Source organism: Nonomuraea sp. NPDC059007 (assembly GCF_042740555.1).
GTDB lineage: Bacteria > Actinomycetota > Actinomycetes > Streptosporangiales > Streptosporangiaceae > Nonomuraea.
On the sequence record NZ_JBHYJD010000003.1, the window covers coordinates 124,850 to 139,722 of the forward strand.

Sequence of the window (14,873 nt, forward strand, 5' to 3'; positions counted from 1 at the left end):
CGTTCATAACCCGGCAAAGGCCGCCTCGCGCCCGTCCCGGCGGGGGACATACCGGGCGTGGAGATCGATCTGCTGCTGCGCCTGGTCGCGGCCGCGGTGCTCGGCGCCGTCATCGGCATCGAGCGGCAGTGGCGGGCCCGGATGGCGGGCCTGCGCACGAACCTGCTCGTCGCCGTCGGCGCGGCCCTGTTCGTGCTGCTCAGCGCGTACGGCTTCCAGGGTGCCACCGCCGACCCGACCCGTGTGGCCGCGCAGATCGTCTCGGGCATCGGCTTCCTCGGCGCGGGCGTGATCCTGCGCGAGGGGTTCAACATCCGCGGCCTCAACACCGCGGCGACCCTGTGGTGCGCGGCGGCGGTCGGCTCGCTGGCGGGGGCGGGCATGTACCTGATGGCCACGGCGGGGACCTTCCTGATCGTGGGCGCGAACACGGCCATGCGCCCGCTGGGCCGCTTCCTCGACCGGCGGCGGGCGGCCCGCCGTACCCGCTACCGGTTCGAGGTGCGCTGCTGGGACGACGACCAGGCGCACGTGCGCAAGCTGGTCGTCAACGCGCTGACCCGGCCTGAGCTGCGGCTGCGCAGCCTGCAGGGGCAGGAGGCGGACCGGCGCGGCCAGGTGGAGGTGATCGCGATCGTGGACAGCCTGCGCCGCGACGAGAACCTGTTCGAGTCGGCCACGAGCCGGCTCAGCCTGGAGCCCTCGGTGACGTCGGTGTCGTGGACGGTCGAGGGCGAGGATGACGACGACGAGGACGAGTCCTAGACCGAACAAGGTTCTGGGGGTTAGCGTCGCGGCATGCGCACCGAACTGGCCGACAGGCTCGGCGTGGAGTTCCCGTTGTTCGCCTTCAGCCATTGCAGGGACGTGGTGGCCGCGGTCACCAACGCGGGCGGGTTCGGCGTCCTGGGCGCCATCGCCTACTCCCCCGCCGAGCTGGACGCCGAACTGTCCTGGATCGACGAGCGGGTGGGCGGCCGGCCGTACGGGGTGGACGTGCTCGTTCCCGGGAAGATCGAGGGGCCGCGCGTGGACGTCGCGGCCTTCATCCCCGAACGGCACCGCGACTTCGTCGCGCACCTCTTCCGCAAGTACGGCGTCGCCGCCGCCTCCGGCCGGGAGATCCGCTCGGCCGACGAGTTCGCGGGCAGGGTGACGGCGGCCGGCGCGACCGGCCTGATCGACGTGGCGCTGAAGCACCCGATCGGCCTCATCGCCAGCGCCCTGGGACCGCCGCCGCCCGAGATGGTGGCAAGGGCCCGCGAGCACGGCATCCCGGTGGCCGCCCTGGTCGGCACCGTGGAGCACGCGCGCAGGCAGGTGGCGGCGGGCGCGGACGTCATCGTCGCCCAGGGCACCGAGGCCGGCGGGCACACCGGCGAGATCTCCACGATGGTGCTGGTGCCGCAGGTCGTGGACGCCGTGGGCCAGATCCCCGTGCTGGCGGCCGGCGGCATCGCCGGCGGGCGCCAGATGGCCGCGGCGATGGCGCTCGGCGCGCAGGGCGTGTGGTGCGGCTCGGTCTGGCTGACCACCGAGGAGGCCGAGACGGCCCCGGCGGTCAAGCGCAAGATGCTGGCCGCCTCCTCGCTCGACACCGTCCGTTCGCGCTCGCGCACCGGCAAGCCGGCCAGGCAGCTGAAGTCGGCGTGGACCGAGGAGTGGGACGCCGCACCCGAGAGCCCGGGTCCGCTGGGGATGCCGTTGCAGATGCTGGTGGCCGAGGGCGCGATGGCCCGCATCGGCGCGGCGGCCGAGCGCGGCGAGCCGGGCGCCGTGGAGCTGGCCAACTACTTCGTCGGCCAGGTCGTGGGCCAGCTCGACCAGGTCAGGCCGGCCCGCGAGGTGGTCTACGCGATGGTGAGCGAGTTCGCCGACGCGGTGGAGCGGCTGCGGCGCCTGTCAGAGTAGAACGGTGGAGTTCGTCGAGCTGGCCAGGGGCGGCGGGGTGCCCGCGCACGTCCAGATCGAGCGCTGGCTGCTGGAGTCGATCGCGCGCGGCGAGATCGCGCCGGGCGACCGGCTGCCGGGCGAGCGCGACCTGGCGGCGCGGCTCGGCGTGTCGCGGATGACGCTGCGGCAGGCGCTGGCGACGCTGGAGGCGCGCGGTGTCCTGGTCCGTACGCAGGGGCGCGGCGGCGGGGCGTTCGTGGCCGAGCCCCGGGTCGAGTGCGACCTGACGGGGCTGGCCGGGTTCACCGAGCGGATGCGCAGGGCCCACCTGACCGCCGAGGCCAGGCTGCTGCGGGCGCGTACGCGCCGGGCGCCGCCCGAGGTCGCGGCGGCGTTGGAGCTGGAGCCCGCGGCGCCGGTGCACGAGATCGCCCGGGTGCGCTCGGCGGGCGGCTCGCCGGTGGCGCTGGAGTTGTCGTTCTTCCCCGCGGCGCTCCTGCCGGGCCTGTTGCGGGAGGACCTCGGCGGCTCCCTGTACGACCTGCTGGCCGCCCGCTACGGGCTGGCGCCCAGCCGCGCGGTCGAGCACCTGGACCCGGTGGTGGCCACCCCCGAGCAGGCCGCCGAGCTGGACGTGGCGCCGGGCACGCCGCTCATGCGCATCGAGCGCACCGCCTACGCGGTCGCGGGCGTGCCGGTGGAGCACGCCCGCGATCTCTACCGTCCCGACCGGGTCCGCCTGACGGTGCGGACCTAGCCGACCGTGCCGGTGACGCGTTCGCCGAACAGCTCGACCTCCACGGCGGTGCCCGGCTCGGCGTTCAGGTAGGCGTAGGCCAGCGAGGCGCCCAGCGTGTAGCCGTAGCCGCCCGAGGTGACGCGCCCCTCCACCCGGCCCTCGACGCGCACCGGCTCGTTGCCGAGCACGACCGCCCGCGGGTCGTCCAGCGTGATGCGGCGCAGCCGCCGCGGCGGCGACGGGTCGAGCGCCGCGCGGCCCAGGAACTCCTTGTCCATCTTGACGCAGAAGCCCAGGCCCGCCTCGTACGGCGTCGTCTCCGGGCCGAGGTCGGCGCCCCAGACCCGGTAGCCCTTCTCCAGGCGCAGGCTGTCGATGGCCTTGTAGCCGCAGGCCATCAGCCCGTACGGCTCGCCGGCGGCCCACAGGGTGTCCCAGAGCGCCCTGCCGTACTCGCTGGAGCAGTAGAGCTCCCACCCGAACTCGCCCACGAACGTCACCCGCAGCGCCAGCACCGGCACGTCGCCCACGGTCAGCTCGCGCGCGGACATGAACGGCGCGTCCAGCGGGTCGGCGGTGAGCGTCGCCATGATGTCGCGCGCCTTCGGACCCCACAGGGCGAAGCAGGCGTACTGCCCGGTCACGTCGGTGATCCGCGCCCCCGAGCCGCGCAGCCTGGCCTGCTTGCGCAGCCAGCCGAGGTCGTGGGAGCCGAACGCGGTGCCGGTGACGATGAGGAAGTCCTCCTCGCCGCGCCGGGTGACGGTGAAGTCGCACTCGATGCCGCCGCGCCGGTTGAGCGCCTGCGTGTAGGTGACCTGGCCGGGCTCGCGGGCGACGCGGTTGGCGCAGACCCACTCCAGCAGCCCGGCCGCGTCGGGGCCGCTCACCTCGATCTTGGCGAACGAGCTCTCGTCGAACAGTCCCGCGCCGGTGCGGGTGGCGCGGTGCTCGGCGCCGATCGCGGGATGCCAGCCACGCGCCGCCCACCCGCGCGGCTCCTCTTCCTTCCGGTACGGCTCCGCCGCGTTCGGCGCGTAGTAGTTGACCCGCTCCCACCCCGACTTCTCGCCGAAGACGGCGCCGTGGGCGGCGTGCCAGGCGTAGGCCGGCGAGGTGCGCAGCGGGCGGCCGGCGGCGCGCTCGTGGCCGGGGTAGCGGATGTCGTAGTAGGTCTCGTAGTTCTCCACGACGCGTTTGCGCGTGTAGGAGGGTGAGCGGTACTGGCGGCCGAAGCGGCGGATGTCCATGTGCCACAGGTCCATGGACGGCTCGCCCTCGACGATCCACTCGGCCATGACCATGCCGATGCCGCCCGCCCCGGCGATGCCGTGCGCGCAGAAGCCGGCCGCCACGTAGAAGCCGCCGACCTCGGTCTCGCCCAGGCAGAACTCGTTGTCCGGGGTGAACGCCTCCGGCCCGTTGATCATCTTGCGGATGCCGACGTCGCCCAGGGCGGGGACGCGAATGGCGGCATTGTCGGAAATTTCGGTGAATCGGTCCCAGTCCTCCGGCAGCAGGCGGCCGTTGAAGTCCGGTGGGACCGGGTCCAGCCAGGGGGCCGAGGTGCGCTCGTAACCGCCCATGACCAGGCCCTGGACGTCCTGGCGGTAGTAGACGAGCAGGTCCGGGTCGCGCAGCGTGGGCAGGCCGGTGTGCTCGTGGAAGCCTTCCGTCACCACGTACTGGTGCGACATCGGGATGATCGGCACGCGTACCCCGGCCATGCGGCCGATCTCCGGGGCGAACATGCCGCCGCAGTTCACCACGATCTCGCAGTCGACGTCCCCCCGGTCGGTACGGACCCGGCGGACCCGGCCCCGCTCGACGTCGATGCCGAGGACCCGGGTGTGGGTGCGGATCGTGGCGCCGCCCTCGCGGGCCAGGCCGGCCAGCGCGTAGCAGAGCTGGGAGGGGTCGATCTGGCCGTCGGTCGGCAGGTACGCGGCGCCGACCACGCCCTCGGGGTCCATGAGGGGGAACAACCCGGCCGCCTCGGCCACCGAGATCTCCTCCAGCGGCAGGCCGTACGTGCGGGCCCAGCCGATCTGGCGGCGGATCTCCTCCATACGCTCGGGGCTGGAGGCGAGCTTGATGCCGCCGCACTCGGTCCAGACGTCGAGCTTGCGGTAGAGCTCGACCGAGTACTGGTTCATGCGGGTCAGGGTGGGGTCGGCGCGCAACTGGCCGACGAGTCCGGCGGAGTGGAAGGTGGAGCCGCTGGTCAGTTCGTCGCGGTCGAGGACCAGGACGTCGCGTTCGCCGAGTTCGGTCAGGTGGTAGGCCACGCTGGCGCCGCCGACGCCACCGCCGATGATCACGATCCGGGCCGAGTCGCTCATGCTCGCGACGCTAACCGGCTGGCCGTAAAAGGTCTAGACCGTTTCCTGGTCGATCGAGCGCGTGTCGCGGGTGCGTGAGGCACGATCGGAGGTGGGGGCACGGTGCTAGCATCGCCGGTCAATCTTGACGAGGAGAGCGCCCATGGACGAGGTTCTCGACCGTATTCCCCTGCTGGCGGGCCTGCCGCGTACCGTCGAAGAGCTTCCCGGGGGGCTCACCAACCGCAACTACAAGGTGAGCGTGCCGGGCGCGGCGTACGTGGTCAGGGTGCCGGCCAGCGAGGGCGGGCTGCTGGGCATCGACAGGGACGCCGAGCACGCCAACTCGATCGCGGCCGAGCGGGCGGGGGTCGGGGCGCCGGTCCACGCCTATCTGCGGGAGCTCGGGGTGCTGGTGGTGGGGTACCTGCCGGGGCGGACGTTCACCGAGGCGGACCTGCGGGACTCGGCGAACCTGCCGCGAGTGGCCGAGGCGTGCCAGAGGCTGCACACCGGGCCGCGCTTCTCCCGGGACTTCGACATGTTCGAGATCCAGAAGGGATACCTGAAGATCGTCCAATCCCGAAATTTCCGCCTCCCTGCGAAATATCGGGATTTCGAGCCTCACGTGGCGCAGATCCGTGAAGCGTTGAAGGTCCGTGACGAGGGAACCGTCCCCTGCAACAACGATCTCCTGCCCGGCAACTTCATCGACGACGGCGAGCGCCTGTGGCTCATCGACTACGAGTACTCGGGCAACAACGACGCCTGCTTCGAGCTGGGCAACATCTGGAGCGAGTCCGACCTGTCGCTGGAGCAGCTGGAGGAGCTCGTCACCGCCTACTACGGCCGCCGCCTGCGCAACCGCATCGCACGGGCGCGGCTGCTCGGCCTCATGTCCAAGTACGGCTGGACGTTGTGGGCCGCCATCCAGGACGGCGCCAACGAGTCCATCGACTTCGACTTCTGGTCGTGGGGCATGGAGAAGTACGAGCGCGCGATGGCCGAGTTCACCGGCCCCGCCCTGCCCACGCTCCTGGACGAGGCCACCCGCCCCGACTGACCATGCGGCGATGAGCCGGCTCTGCCCTCGCCCGCGCGGGTCTGCGACCACGTGCTCGGCGGCAAGGACGACTACGAGGCCGACCGCCGGGCCGCCGAGCACGCCATGCGGGTCTTCCCCGAAGGCAGGGACCTGGCCTGGGCCAACCGCAGGTTCATGCGCCGCGCCGTGACCCACTGCGCCCGCCACGTCGCCCAGATCGTCGACCTCGGCACCGGCATCCCCACCCCGCCCGACGTCGGCGCCGTCGCCCGCCGGGTGCGGCCGGACGCGGTGGTGGCGGCGTCGGCAACGACCCGGTCGTGCTCGCCTACGACCGGGGCGGCGCCTTCCACGTCGTGGCGGGCGACGTGCGCGATCCGGCCGCGACCGTACCCGCCCTCGACGGCGAGGTGGTCCGGGCGCGGCCGCAGGAGGCGGAGCCCCTGATCGACCTGCGGATACACGGAGGTGTCGCCGAGGTGACCTGACGCCGGGCGGGCGGGCTAGGTTGGTGTCATGTTCGCCACGCTCACCGGCCTGGGTCTGTCGACGGCCGCCGGGCTCAACGCCTACATCCCGCTGCTCGTGGTCGGGGTGCTGGCCAACTTCACCGACCGCGTGAAGCTGCCCGACGGCTACGCGTGGCTGTCGAACTGGGGCGTGCTGGCGGTGCTTGCCGTGCTGCTGCTGGCCGAGGTGGTGCTCGACAAGATCCCGGCCGTGGACAGCGTCAACGACATGATCCAGACGGCGGTCCGGCCGGCCTCCGGCGGCGTGGTGTTCAGCGCCACCTCGGCCGCGGCCGAGCTCGACAACTCCACCTGGCTCACCGAGAACCCGTGGCTCAGCTGGGTGCTCGGCATCCTGGTGGCGCTGGCCGTACACGCGCTGAAGGCCACGGCCCGCCCGGTCGTCAACGTCGGCACCGGCGGGGTCGGCGCGCCCGTGATGAGCACCGTCGAGGACGCCGGCTCGCTCGGCGTGAGCCTCGTGGCGATCTTCATCCCGCTGCTGGTGGTCGTCCTGCTCATCGGGCTGGCCCTGCTCGCGTGGTGGGTGATCAGAAAGGTACGGCGCCGCCGCCGCGACCGCTCACCCGGCTAGCCAGCCGAGCACGAGCGCGACGAAGTCGTCAGGCCGCTCCTCGTGCAGGCGGTGGCCGGCGCCCTCCCAGACGACGACCTTCGAGTCCGGGTGCTTGAGCAGCCCCTCCTCCCAGGCCGCCTGGTTCGGGTCGCACCACAGCGACAGCACCGGGCAGGCCCTTCGCGCCAGGTAGGCGTCGGAGGCGGGCCGTACGCCGATCGAGTCCTCCAGCGCGAACATCGCCTCGAACGCCTGGGCCAGCACGTGTGGCGGCATGCCGTACAGCCGGCGCCGGTGCCAGCGGCGGATGAGCGCGGGGGTACGCCGGTTCGTGCACCAGCGGTCGATCTCGACGGCCGCCTCGTGTGCGTGTTCCGAGCGCAGGGCGGCGATCGTCCGGGGGAACATCCCGGCCACCTCGGGCGCGATGCCGTACCCCGGATCGACCGCGACCAGCCGCTCGACCAGGCCGGGATGCTCGACGGCGAGGATGGAGACGATCTGGCCGCCCATCGAGTGGCCGATCGCGACGACCTTCGCGACGCCGAGCGCGGCCAGCAGCGCGGCGAGGTCTTCGGCCATGCGGCGGGGCGTGTTGTGCTCGGCGGGCACGGAGGAGTAGCCGTGGCCGCGCAGGTCAACGGCGATCACCCGGCGCCCGGCGGCCAGGGCGTCGAGGTGCCAGGACCATTGGTGCGAGTCGGCGCCCCAGCCGTGCACCAGGAGCAACGGCGTCGCCTCTCCGGCGCCGTCGTCGGTGTAGAAGAGCCGGACGTCCTCGGCGACCCGCGCGTACGGCATGCGCCTCCCTACCTCAGGCCTTCGCGCAGCGCCGCGCAGGCGTGCTCGGAGGCGGACTTGGCGGCCGGCAGGAAGGCGTCCATGCCGAAGAAGCCGTGGAACATGCCCTCGAAGCGCAACGTCCGCGCCTCGCCACCGGCCGCGCGCAGCTTGTCGGCGTAGGCCTCGCCCTCGTCGCGCAGCGGGTCGTGCTCGGCGGTGATCACCATCGCGGGCGGCAGCCCGTGCGCGTCGGCCCTGATGGGCGAGCAGTACGGCTCGGCCCGGCGGGCCAGGTCCGGCTGGTAGTTGTCCCAGTACCACCGCATATGCGCATTGGTCAGGAAATATCCCTCACCGTTCTCGTCGTGCGACGGCGTGTCCATCGCCGAGTCGGTCACCGGATACACGAGCAACTGGAACCGGATCGGCGGCCCCTGCCCCGAGTCACGCGCCTTGAGGCAGGTGACCGCGGCCAGGTTCCCGCCCGCGCTGTCACCGGCCACCGCGATCCGCGCCGCGTCCCCGCCCAGCTCCGCCGCGTGCTCATGCACCCAGACGGTCGCCGCGTAGGCGTCCTCCACGGCGGCCGGATAGGGATGCTCGGGCGCGAGCCGGTAGTCCACCGACACCACGACCGCCCGCGCGCCCGCGCAGAGCGTCCGGCAGACGCCGTCGTGGGTGTCGAGCGTGCACAGCGTGAAACCGCCGCCGTGGAAGTACACGACCACGGGATGCGGCCCGTCCCCCTCGGGCCGGTAGACCCGCACGGGCACCTCACCCGCCATCCGATCCTCAACCCCGCCGACCGGGTACGGCTCCGCCGCCATGGCGGGCGCACGGGCCAGGATGCGCCGGGCTTCGGCGGCGTCGAACACCTCGGTGCCGATCTTCGGAAAGACGCCGGTCAGCACGTCGATGACCACCCGCGTGCTCTCGTCAACGGCCACGCCGTACCTCCTCAAGCCTCACCACACCAGCCCCGCGACCGCCGCCCCGGGGCCACCACCGCATCTGTCACCACGCCAGACCCCCTGCCTGATCACCACAGCGGCGGCGGGGTCACCGGCTCCATGTGCCGGAGGTCGCGAAGGCGGGTCTTTCGGCACGTCGGATCCCCGCACCCGGCACCCGCGCGGCCCTTCACCCACGTCAGACCCCCGGCGGCGCGGCGGGGCCCGGCTCTGGAGGTGTCGCGAACGTCGTGGATGCCGCAGGTGGCGTGGGGATGGGCGACCGGGCGATCAGGGCGACTTCTCCGGCGGTCCAGCCGCCGTCCACGGCGAGTTCGGCGCCGGTGATGTAGGAGGCCGCGTCCGACAGCAGGAACGCGACGGCCTCGGCCACCTCCTCGGGCGTGCCCCACCGCCCGCTGGCCGCCAGCGGGAACGCGCCCTCCGCCGGCGTGGCCCCGAACTGCTCGGTCATGGGCGTGACGATCATCCCGGGATGCACGGAGTTGACCCGGATCCGGGGGGGCGAGAACTCCAGCGCCGCGATCTTCGTGAGCCCGCGTACGCCCCATTTGGAGGCGCCGTACCCGGAGGTGCCGGGCAACGCGAACAGTCCCGCCACCGACGACAGGTTGACGATGGCGCCGCCGCCCGCCGCCCGCATGGGCCCGACGGCGGCCCGCAGGCCGAGGAAGACCCCGGTCAGGTTGACGTTCAGCACCCGCTCGAAGTCGTCCAGCGTCGTCTGCTCGATCGGCTGGGTGGAGACGATTCCGGCGTTGTTCACCAGGCCGTGGAAGGGGCCGGTCTCGTCCATGACGCGGGCCCAGTCGGCCTCGCTGGTGACGTCGTGGGGCAGGAAGCGGCCGCCGATTTCCTTGGCGGTAGCCGTACCCTCCTCGGCAAGGACGTCCGTGACGATCACGCGAGCGCCCGCGGCGGCGCAACGGCGGGCGGTGGCGGCGCCCATGCCGCGCGCTCCCCCGGTGACGACGACGACCTTCCCGTCGAGCATGCGCGGCTCCTCAAGCGGCCCGGGACAATGGACGCACTGAACCACAGGCCCCTGACACAATCAAGAGCTTGCTCGGTTCGCTGTCCTGTGCCGAATCCGCTCGGGATGGAACTACCTGAGCCCCATCCGGCGTTGGTCAGAGCGATAAGAACGCAGCGGAACGCGATCTGGCTGAGCCTCATGCGGGCCGATTCGGCGGACTATGCTCAGTGCACGGGAGGTGCCTCCGATCGAAACGATCTTCGCGATTCTGCTTGTCGTCTTCCTGCTGATCCTGGTGCTCGGCGGGGTGGCGATCTTTTTCATGGTCAAGCTGGGCAAGAAGGCGGCCAAATCCGCCAAGAAGGCGACGACCCGGCTCAGCGCCCACGTCAACGCGATGGGCACCGGCGAGGCGGCCGAGATCGAGCGCCTCCGCCTCGACCTGCGCCGCGAGGTCGGGCTGACCCGCCAGGCGATCGACCAGGCGCACGCGTCGGGCTGGGGCCTGGGCGACCTGCCCCACCTGATGGCCGAGCTGGCCAAGCAGGCCGAGGTCCAGGACCAGCAACTGGGCATCTACGCCCAGCAGCTGCGCATCTCCTCGGTCGTCGACCACGTCACGGCCGAACGCCTGCGCGAACACCAGGCCAAGCTCACGGCCATGTGCGCCCGCATCCGCGCCGACCTCATGCGCACGCAGGTGCAACACGCCTCGGGCGGCATCGACGACCTCTCCTCCCGCACCGACCTGGAGATCGAGGCCCGCCGCCCGGCCCCCTTCACCGACCCGCTGGACGAGATCGACGACCTCTACCGCAAGACCATCCAGAACCGCCAAGAGCCCTCCTGACATCACTCTCCGTGAGATCATGGCCACCGTGCTGCCCGACTGGTTCCATCCCGGCCCCCGGGAGGGCTGGACCGCCGACATGCTCGACCACCTCCTTCCCGACGCGCCCAAGCATGTCGATCTGATCGACGGATCCCTCTTCACGAGGTCACCGCAGACCAACTTCCACGCCTACGTGGTCAATCTCTTGATCGACCGAGCCTCGGGCATCAGGCCGCCGCACCACCTGGCAGTCGCACGCGAGATGACCGTGGCACTGGGCGAGCGGCAACGCCCCGAGGCCGACGTCATGGCGGTGTCACGAACGGCCGCATCGCAGCCACACCGGACGTCCTACTCGCCCGACGAGGTCCACCTGATCGTGGAAGTCGTCTCCAAAGCGTCCGAGGAACTGGACCGGACCACCAAGCCGAGCAAATACGCCGACGCCGGGATCAGGTTCTTCTGGCGCATCGAAGAGGAAGACGGCGCAGCGGTCGCCTACACCTTCGAGCTCGAACCGGCCGTGAAGGCCTATGTCCCGACGGGCATCCATCTCGACTACACCAAGCTCATCTGAAGCACACCCGCATTTTTGGGCGTTGACGAAACTTCCTTACATGCTATTGATAGATCGAGTCGGAAAGTTTCAACGCAGCGCTGCACCGCCTCCCCCATCCACCCCCCAAGGAGGACGAGCATGGTGCGCAGCACGCCCACTGACCCCATCGACTTACTCGGCCCGGTCCAAGGCGAAGTCTCGTGGTTCTGCTGCGGGAACGCCTGGGGACCCTGCAGTTCCACCGGCAAGGGTGCCTGCGGCACCTGCAACTCCGGCAGCCTGCAGCACGCCTGGCCCAACACCTCCGACGCCTGCTGGAACATCACCCGTCCCGACCGCTGCGGCGACGCCCTGTCCCGCCGGACCTGCGGGTTCCGCCACCGGACCATGTCCTTGTGCGGCGGCGGCAGCATCGTCACCACCATCGCCGACTGCGGCCCGCAGACCGACCTGTTCTGCGGTGAGCGCAGCTGCTGCGGCGCCACCTGCGCCAGCAACCGGCTGATCGACCTCACCCCGGCGGCCTACTCCAGGATCGCCAGCCTGTCCACGGGCCTGCGCCCGTGCGAGATCTCGACGGCCTGAGGGAGCTGAGGATGACCACGCGCAGGCAGATGCTCAAATCCGCGCTCCTGGGCGGCGGCGCCACGGTCGTGGCCGCCACCGCGATGGGTTCGCTCGGCCCCGAGGCGGCCTTCGCCGCCGCACCGGACCAGCCGGAACCCGGCGTCCCCGACCCCGACTTCGCCGAAGGCCGCATCCGGGCCGTCAAGGACAACACCCTGATCGTGCTCGGCTCGAACATGGTCTTCCACCAGATCAGGGTCGTCGACGGGACGAGCCTGTGGAAGCTCGGCCCGGTCGGCTTCGACCAGGCCAGGCCCGGCGACGGCCTCTACGCCAGAGGCGTCCGCATGCCCGACGGCATGCTCGCCGCCGAGTCCGTGTGGCTCAACATCGTCAACATCAAGGGCCACGTCAGGAACATCACCAGCGAGAAGATCCACCTCGACCACAACGGCAAGGACGTGCTCTGCCACGTCGTACCCGGCAGGTCCGTGGCCGTCCACTCCGACGCGCCGCCGTCGGCCGACCTGTCGCTCCTGCGCGTCGGCCAGCACGTCCAGGTCCTGGGCGCCTGGCGGCCCGACACCAACGAAGTCGACATCGCCACCGTCTTCTCCCCGCACTAGGAGCGTGTGATGCAAGGGATCGCCGCGCTGCAGCCCTACGTGATCGCCGCCTTCCTGGTCTGGGCGGCCCTGATGAAACTGCTCAGCCGTCGGATGCGGTCGCAGGCCGGGCGGACGGCGCTGGCCCGGTTGTCCGGCCCGGCGCGCGCGGTCCCTCTGCTCCGTCTGGTGGCGGTGGCCGAGCTCGCGGTGGCGGGCGTCCTGCTCGCGCCGCCGTCCTCCCCCTGGGAGGGTACGGCCGCCGCCGCCCTGTCCACCGGCTTCCTCGCCTACCTGGCCTACTCCGCGATCGCCGTCCCCGATTCGTCCTGCGGCTGCCTGGGCGCCCACGGCCGGCCGGTCGAGTGGCGTTCGTTCGCCCGCGCCGGGCTTCTGCTGGCCATGAGCGTGCTGGCGGTGACGGCCGGGCCGTCCCCGGTCGAGCCGCTCGCGCTCGTGATAGCCGGCGCCGAGGCCCTCGCCCTGCTGGCCCTCTCCCCCGAACTCGACCGTCACTGGCTCACGCCGTCACGGCAGCTCCTGGTACGGCTGACGCGTCCGCTGGCCGTACGCGAGCCGGGGCTGATCCCGCTGGAGACCTCGCTAAGGCTGCTCTATCGCAGCCCCGCCTACTGCACGGCCGCCGCCCACCTGTCCTCGGACATCCAGGACTTCTGGGATGAGGACGGGCTGCGGTTTGCGAGTTATGCGGCGCGGGGCCGTACCGCGGTCTTCTCCATCCCCCTGTACGGCGGCGCCCCCGCGGACGTGCGCGTCGCCCTCGTCGAAGAACCCGCCCTCGGGTGATGTGATGGAGGGGTGGACGTCAAGCATCCGATCTTCGCCCGCCTCTACATCCGGCTGAGCCACGCCATGGAGCGCGGCGGCATGCGCGAGAAACGCCAGGCGCTGCTCGCCCCGCTCCACGGCCGCGTGCTGGAGATCGGCGCGGGCAACGGCATGAACTTCCGCCACTATCCGCGCGAGGTCACCCAGGTGCTCGCCGTCGAACCCGAGCCCAGCCTGCGCGCGGCCGCCCGGCAGGCCGCCAAGGAGGCGCCGGTGCCCGTCGAGGTCGTCGACGGGCTGGCCGAGCGGCTGCCCGCGGCCGACGGGGAGTTCGACGGCGTGGTGTCGTGCCTGGTGATGTGCTCGGTGCGCGACCAGGCCGCGGCGCTGCGCGAGGTGCGCCGCGTGCTGGCGCCCGGTGGCCGGTTCCGGTTCCTGGAGCACGTACGCGCCGACACCGCCGGGATCCGGCGGGCCCAGCGGGTCATCGACGCGACCGTGGGCCCGCGCCTGCTCGGCGGCTGCCATTGCGGGCGGGACACGGTCGCGGCCGTGGAGCGCGCCGGGTTGCGGGTGGGGCGGCTCGACCGGTTCCTGTTCCCCGGCGGGCGAACGCCGTGGGCGTTCCACGTCATGGGCACCGCCGTGCTCTGAACGACCCCGGTTCACCTCACCCGGGCCTCCGCGCGCAGGAGGGCGGCCAGTCCGTCGGGGTCGGCCCGGGACAGGCCCTTTCCGGCGAACCAGGTGGCCACGTTGCGGGCGTCCCGGTCCAGGAACTCGGGCCCGGCGGGGTGGGAGATCACGTCCACGATCTGGGGCAGGTCGATGATGACCAGGCGGCCCTTGTGGACCAGGATGTTGTAGGGCGACAGGTCGCCGTGGGCCAGGCCTTCGTGCGCCAGCCGTACCATCGCGTCGACGAGCTGCTCCCAGAGGCCGGGCAGGTCGTCCGAGACGTTGGCCAGGCGCGGCGCCGCGTAGCCGTCGGGCGTGCCGATGAACTCCTCCAGCACCTCCGTCCCCACGATCTGAACCGGGTAGGGAACCGGCAGCCCCAGCTCGAACAGCCGGGTCAGCGCCGCGAACTCCGCGCCCGCCCACTGCCCGGCGATCACCTGCTTGCCGAACGCCGTGCGCCCCGCCATGGCCCGCGACATGCGGCTGTCGCGCATGCGGCGCCCCTCCAGGTACCCGGCGTCGCGGTGGAAGAGGCGGTGCTCGCCCGAGCGGTAGCGCTTGGCGGCCAGCAGGCACTGGCGGTCGGTGCCGGGCACGCCGCGCGAGATGAGGTGCACGTCGGCTTCCTTGCCGGTCTTGAGCACGCCCAGCTCGGTGTCGACCGCGGCCAGCTCGGTGACCAGCCAGCCGGGGTACGGCCGGGGCCCGCGCTCGGTCGGCACGCTGAGGTCCCAGGTGGACCAGCGATCCCCCTCGGGCGGACCGTCTTCGTCGGCTTCGTCGCGGTGATTGTTCTCAAGCCACTCGATGTCGTCGGCGTCGAGGGCGTTCTTGCCACGCTTGCGGTACTGCTTCGGCACGGTGAAAGGCTCCAGAGTGAAGGCCCACCGGCGCGGCGATCAGGTCAGCGGCTGACCGGTGGGGAGGTCTGAGGACGCGGAAAAAGGCACGCGGAAGACATTCGCCATGGTCTCGACCTCCTCGCTCTCGAAGCTCCGACGAGTATGCCCACCCCGCCGACCACCC

General features: G+C 71.8%; 17 protein-coding genes. 12 read left to right on the forward strand and 5 right to left on the reverse strand.

The genetic code is table 11. The features are described from left to right. Positions 1–57 precede the first annotated feature (57 nt). Genes ACFWY5_RS05925 through ACFWY5_RS05935 form a run of 3 tightly spaced genes read left to right on the forward strand, consistent with a single transcriptional unit; the run spans position 58 to position 2,650 of the window. Positions 58–765 carry an MgtC/SapB family protein gene (locus ACFWY5_RS05925; protein WP_379612918.1) on the forward strand — a complete coding sequence of 236 codons (708 nt, stop codon included), beginning with the start codon at positions 58–60 and terminating at the stop codon, positions 763–765. A 33-nt stretch (positions 766–798) separates the two neighbouring features. After that, complete coding sequence (locus ACFWY5_RS05930) at positions 799–1,911, forward strand: NAD(P)H-dependent flavin oxidoreductase (RefSeq protein WP_379630662.1); 1,113 nt, start codon at positions 799–801, stop codon at positions 1,909–1,911. 4 nt (positions 1,912–1,915) lie between these two features. After that, a complete protein-coding gene (locus ACFWY5_RS05935) occupies positions 1,916–2,650 on the forward strand; it encodes a GntR family transcriptional regulator (protein ID WP_379612920.1) in 735 nt (244 codons plus the stop codon). Here ACFWY5_RS05935 and ACFWY5_RS05940 read toward each other — a convergent pair. Further along, entirely contained in the window at positions 2,647–4,974 is a 2,328-nt protein-coding gene (locus tag ACFWY5_RS05940; protein ID WP_379612921.1) for an FAD-dependent oxidoreductase, read from the reverse strand. The two genes, ACFWY5_RS05935 and ACFWY5_RS05940, sit on opposite strands and share 4 nt — an antisense overlap. 142 nt (positions 4,975–5,116) lie before the next feature. Here ACFWY5_RS05940 and ACFWY5_RS05945 point away from each other — a divergent pair, with 142 nt between their 5' ends. The 3 genes from ACFWY5_RS05945 to ACFWY5_RS05955 all read left to right on the forward strand — a co-directional run bounded on the left by ACFWY5_RS05945 (position 5,117) and on the right by ACFWY5_RS05955 (position 7,102). Then, a complete protein-coding gene (locus ACFWY5_RS05945; RefSeq protein ID WP_379612922.1) occupies positions 5,117–6,016 on the forward strand; it encodes a phosphotransferase in 900 nt (299 codons plus the stop codon). A gap of 21 nt (positions 6,017–6,037) precedes the next feature. Next, positions 6,038–6,445: an SAM-dependent methyltransferase gene (locus ACFWY5_RS05950; RefSeq protein WP_379630819.1), complete on the forward strand. Its 408-nt coding sequence runs from the start codon at positions 6,038–6,040 to the stop codon at positions 6,443–6,445. Between the two features lie 69 nt (positions 6,446–6,514). Next, entirely contained in the window at positions 6,515–7,102 is a 588-nt protein-coding gene (locus ACFWY5_RS05955) for a DUF4126 domain-containing protein (protein WP_379630663.1), read from the forward strand. On the opposite strand, the gene ACFWY5_RS05960 is transcribed toward ACFWY5_RS05955, so the two are convergent. The 3 genes from ACFWY5_RS05960 to ACFWY5_RS05970 all read right to left on the reverse strand — a co-directional run bounded on the left by ACFWY5_RS05960 (position 7,091) and on the right by ACFWY5_RS05970 (position 9,832). Next, complete coding sequence (locus ACFWY5_RS05960) at positions 7,091–7,885, reverse strand: alpha/beta fold hydrolase (RefSeq protein ID WP_379630664.1); 795 nt, start codon at positions 7,883–7,885, stop codon at positions 7,091–7,093. The genes ACFWY5_RS05955 and ACFWY5_RS05960 overlap by 12 nt on opposite strands. Positions 7,886–7,893: 8 nt before the next feature. Continuing rightward, positions 7,894–8,814 (reverse strand): alpha/beta hydrolase, encoded by a 921-nt coding sequence (locus ACFWY5_RS05965; protein WP_379630665.1) that lies wholly within the window; start codon positions 8,812–8,814, stop codon positions 7,894–7,896. A 202-nt stretch (positions 8,815–9,016) separates the two neighbouring features. Then, complete coding sequence (locus ACFWY5_RS05970) at positions 9,017–9,832, reverse strand: glucose 1-dehydrogenase (RefSeq protein ID WP_379630666.1); 816 nt, start codon at positions 9,830–9,832, stop codon at positions 9,017–9,019. A gap of 220 nt (positions 9,833–10,052) precedes the next feature. On the opposite strand from ACFWY5_RS05970, the gene ACFWY5_RS05975 reads away from it, so the two are divergent. From ACFWY5_RS05975 to ACFWY5_RS06000, 6 genes are all read left to right on the forward strand, one after another. Beyond that, entirely contained in the window at positions 10,053–10,664 is a 612-nt protein-coding gene (locus tag ACFWY5_RS05975; RefSeq protein ID WP_379612928.1) for a hypothetical protein, read from the forward strand. Positions 10,665–10,683: 19 nt separating this feature from the next. Continuing rightward, a complete protein-coding gene (locus tag ACFWY5_RS05980; protein ID WP_379630667.1) occupies positions 10,684–11,223 on the forward strand; it encodes a Uma2 family endonuclease in 540 nt (179 codons plus the stop codon). 120 nt (positions 11,224–11,343) lie between these two features. Further along, entirely contained in the window at positions 11,344–11,790 is a 447-nt protein-coding gene (locus tag ACFWY5_RS05985; protein ID WP_379630668.1) for a hypothetical protein, read from the forward strand. Between the two features lie 11 nt (positions 11,791–11,801). After that, positions 11,802–12,398: a cell wall protein gene (locus ACFWY5_RS05990; protein WP_379612931.1), complete on the forward strand. Its 597-nt coding sequence runs from the start codon at positions 11,802–11,804 to the stop codon at positions 12,396–12,398. Positions 12,399–12,407: 9 nt separating this feature from the next. After that, the gene (locus tag ACFWY5_RS05995) at positions 12,408–13,184 is read left to right on the forward strand and encodes a MauE/DoxX family redox-associated membrane protein (RefSeq protein WP_379630669.1); all 777 of its coding nucleotides are present in this window, start codon (positions 12,408–12,410) and stop codon (positions 13,182–13,184) included. A gap of 12 nt (positions 13,185–13,196) precedes the next feature. Further along, positions 13,197–13,820 (forward strand): class I SAM-dependent methyltransferase, encoded by a 624-nt coding sequence (locus tag ACFWY5_RS06000; RefSeq protein ID WP_379630670.1) that lies wholly within the window; start codon positions 13,197–13,199, stop codon positions 13,818–13,820. Between the two features lie 11 nt (positions 13,821–13,831). On the opposite strand, the gene ACFWY5_RS06005 is transcribed toward ACFWY5_RS06000, so the two are convergent. Further along, positions 13,832–14,707, reverse strand: coding sequence for a serine protein kinase RIO (locus tag ACFWY5_RS06005; protein WP_379612934.1), 876 nt, complete (start codon positions 14,705–14,707; stop codon positions 13,832–13,834). Between the last annotated feature and the right edge of the window lie 166 nt (positions 14,708–14,873).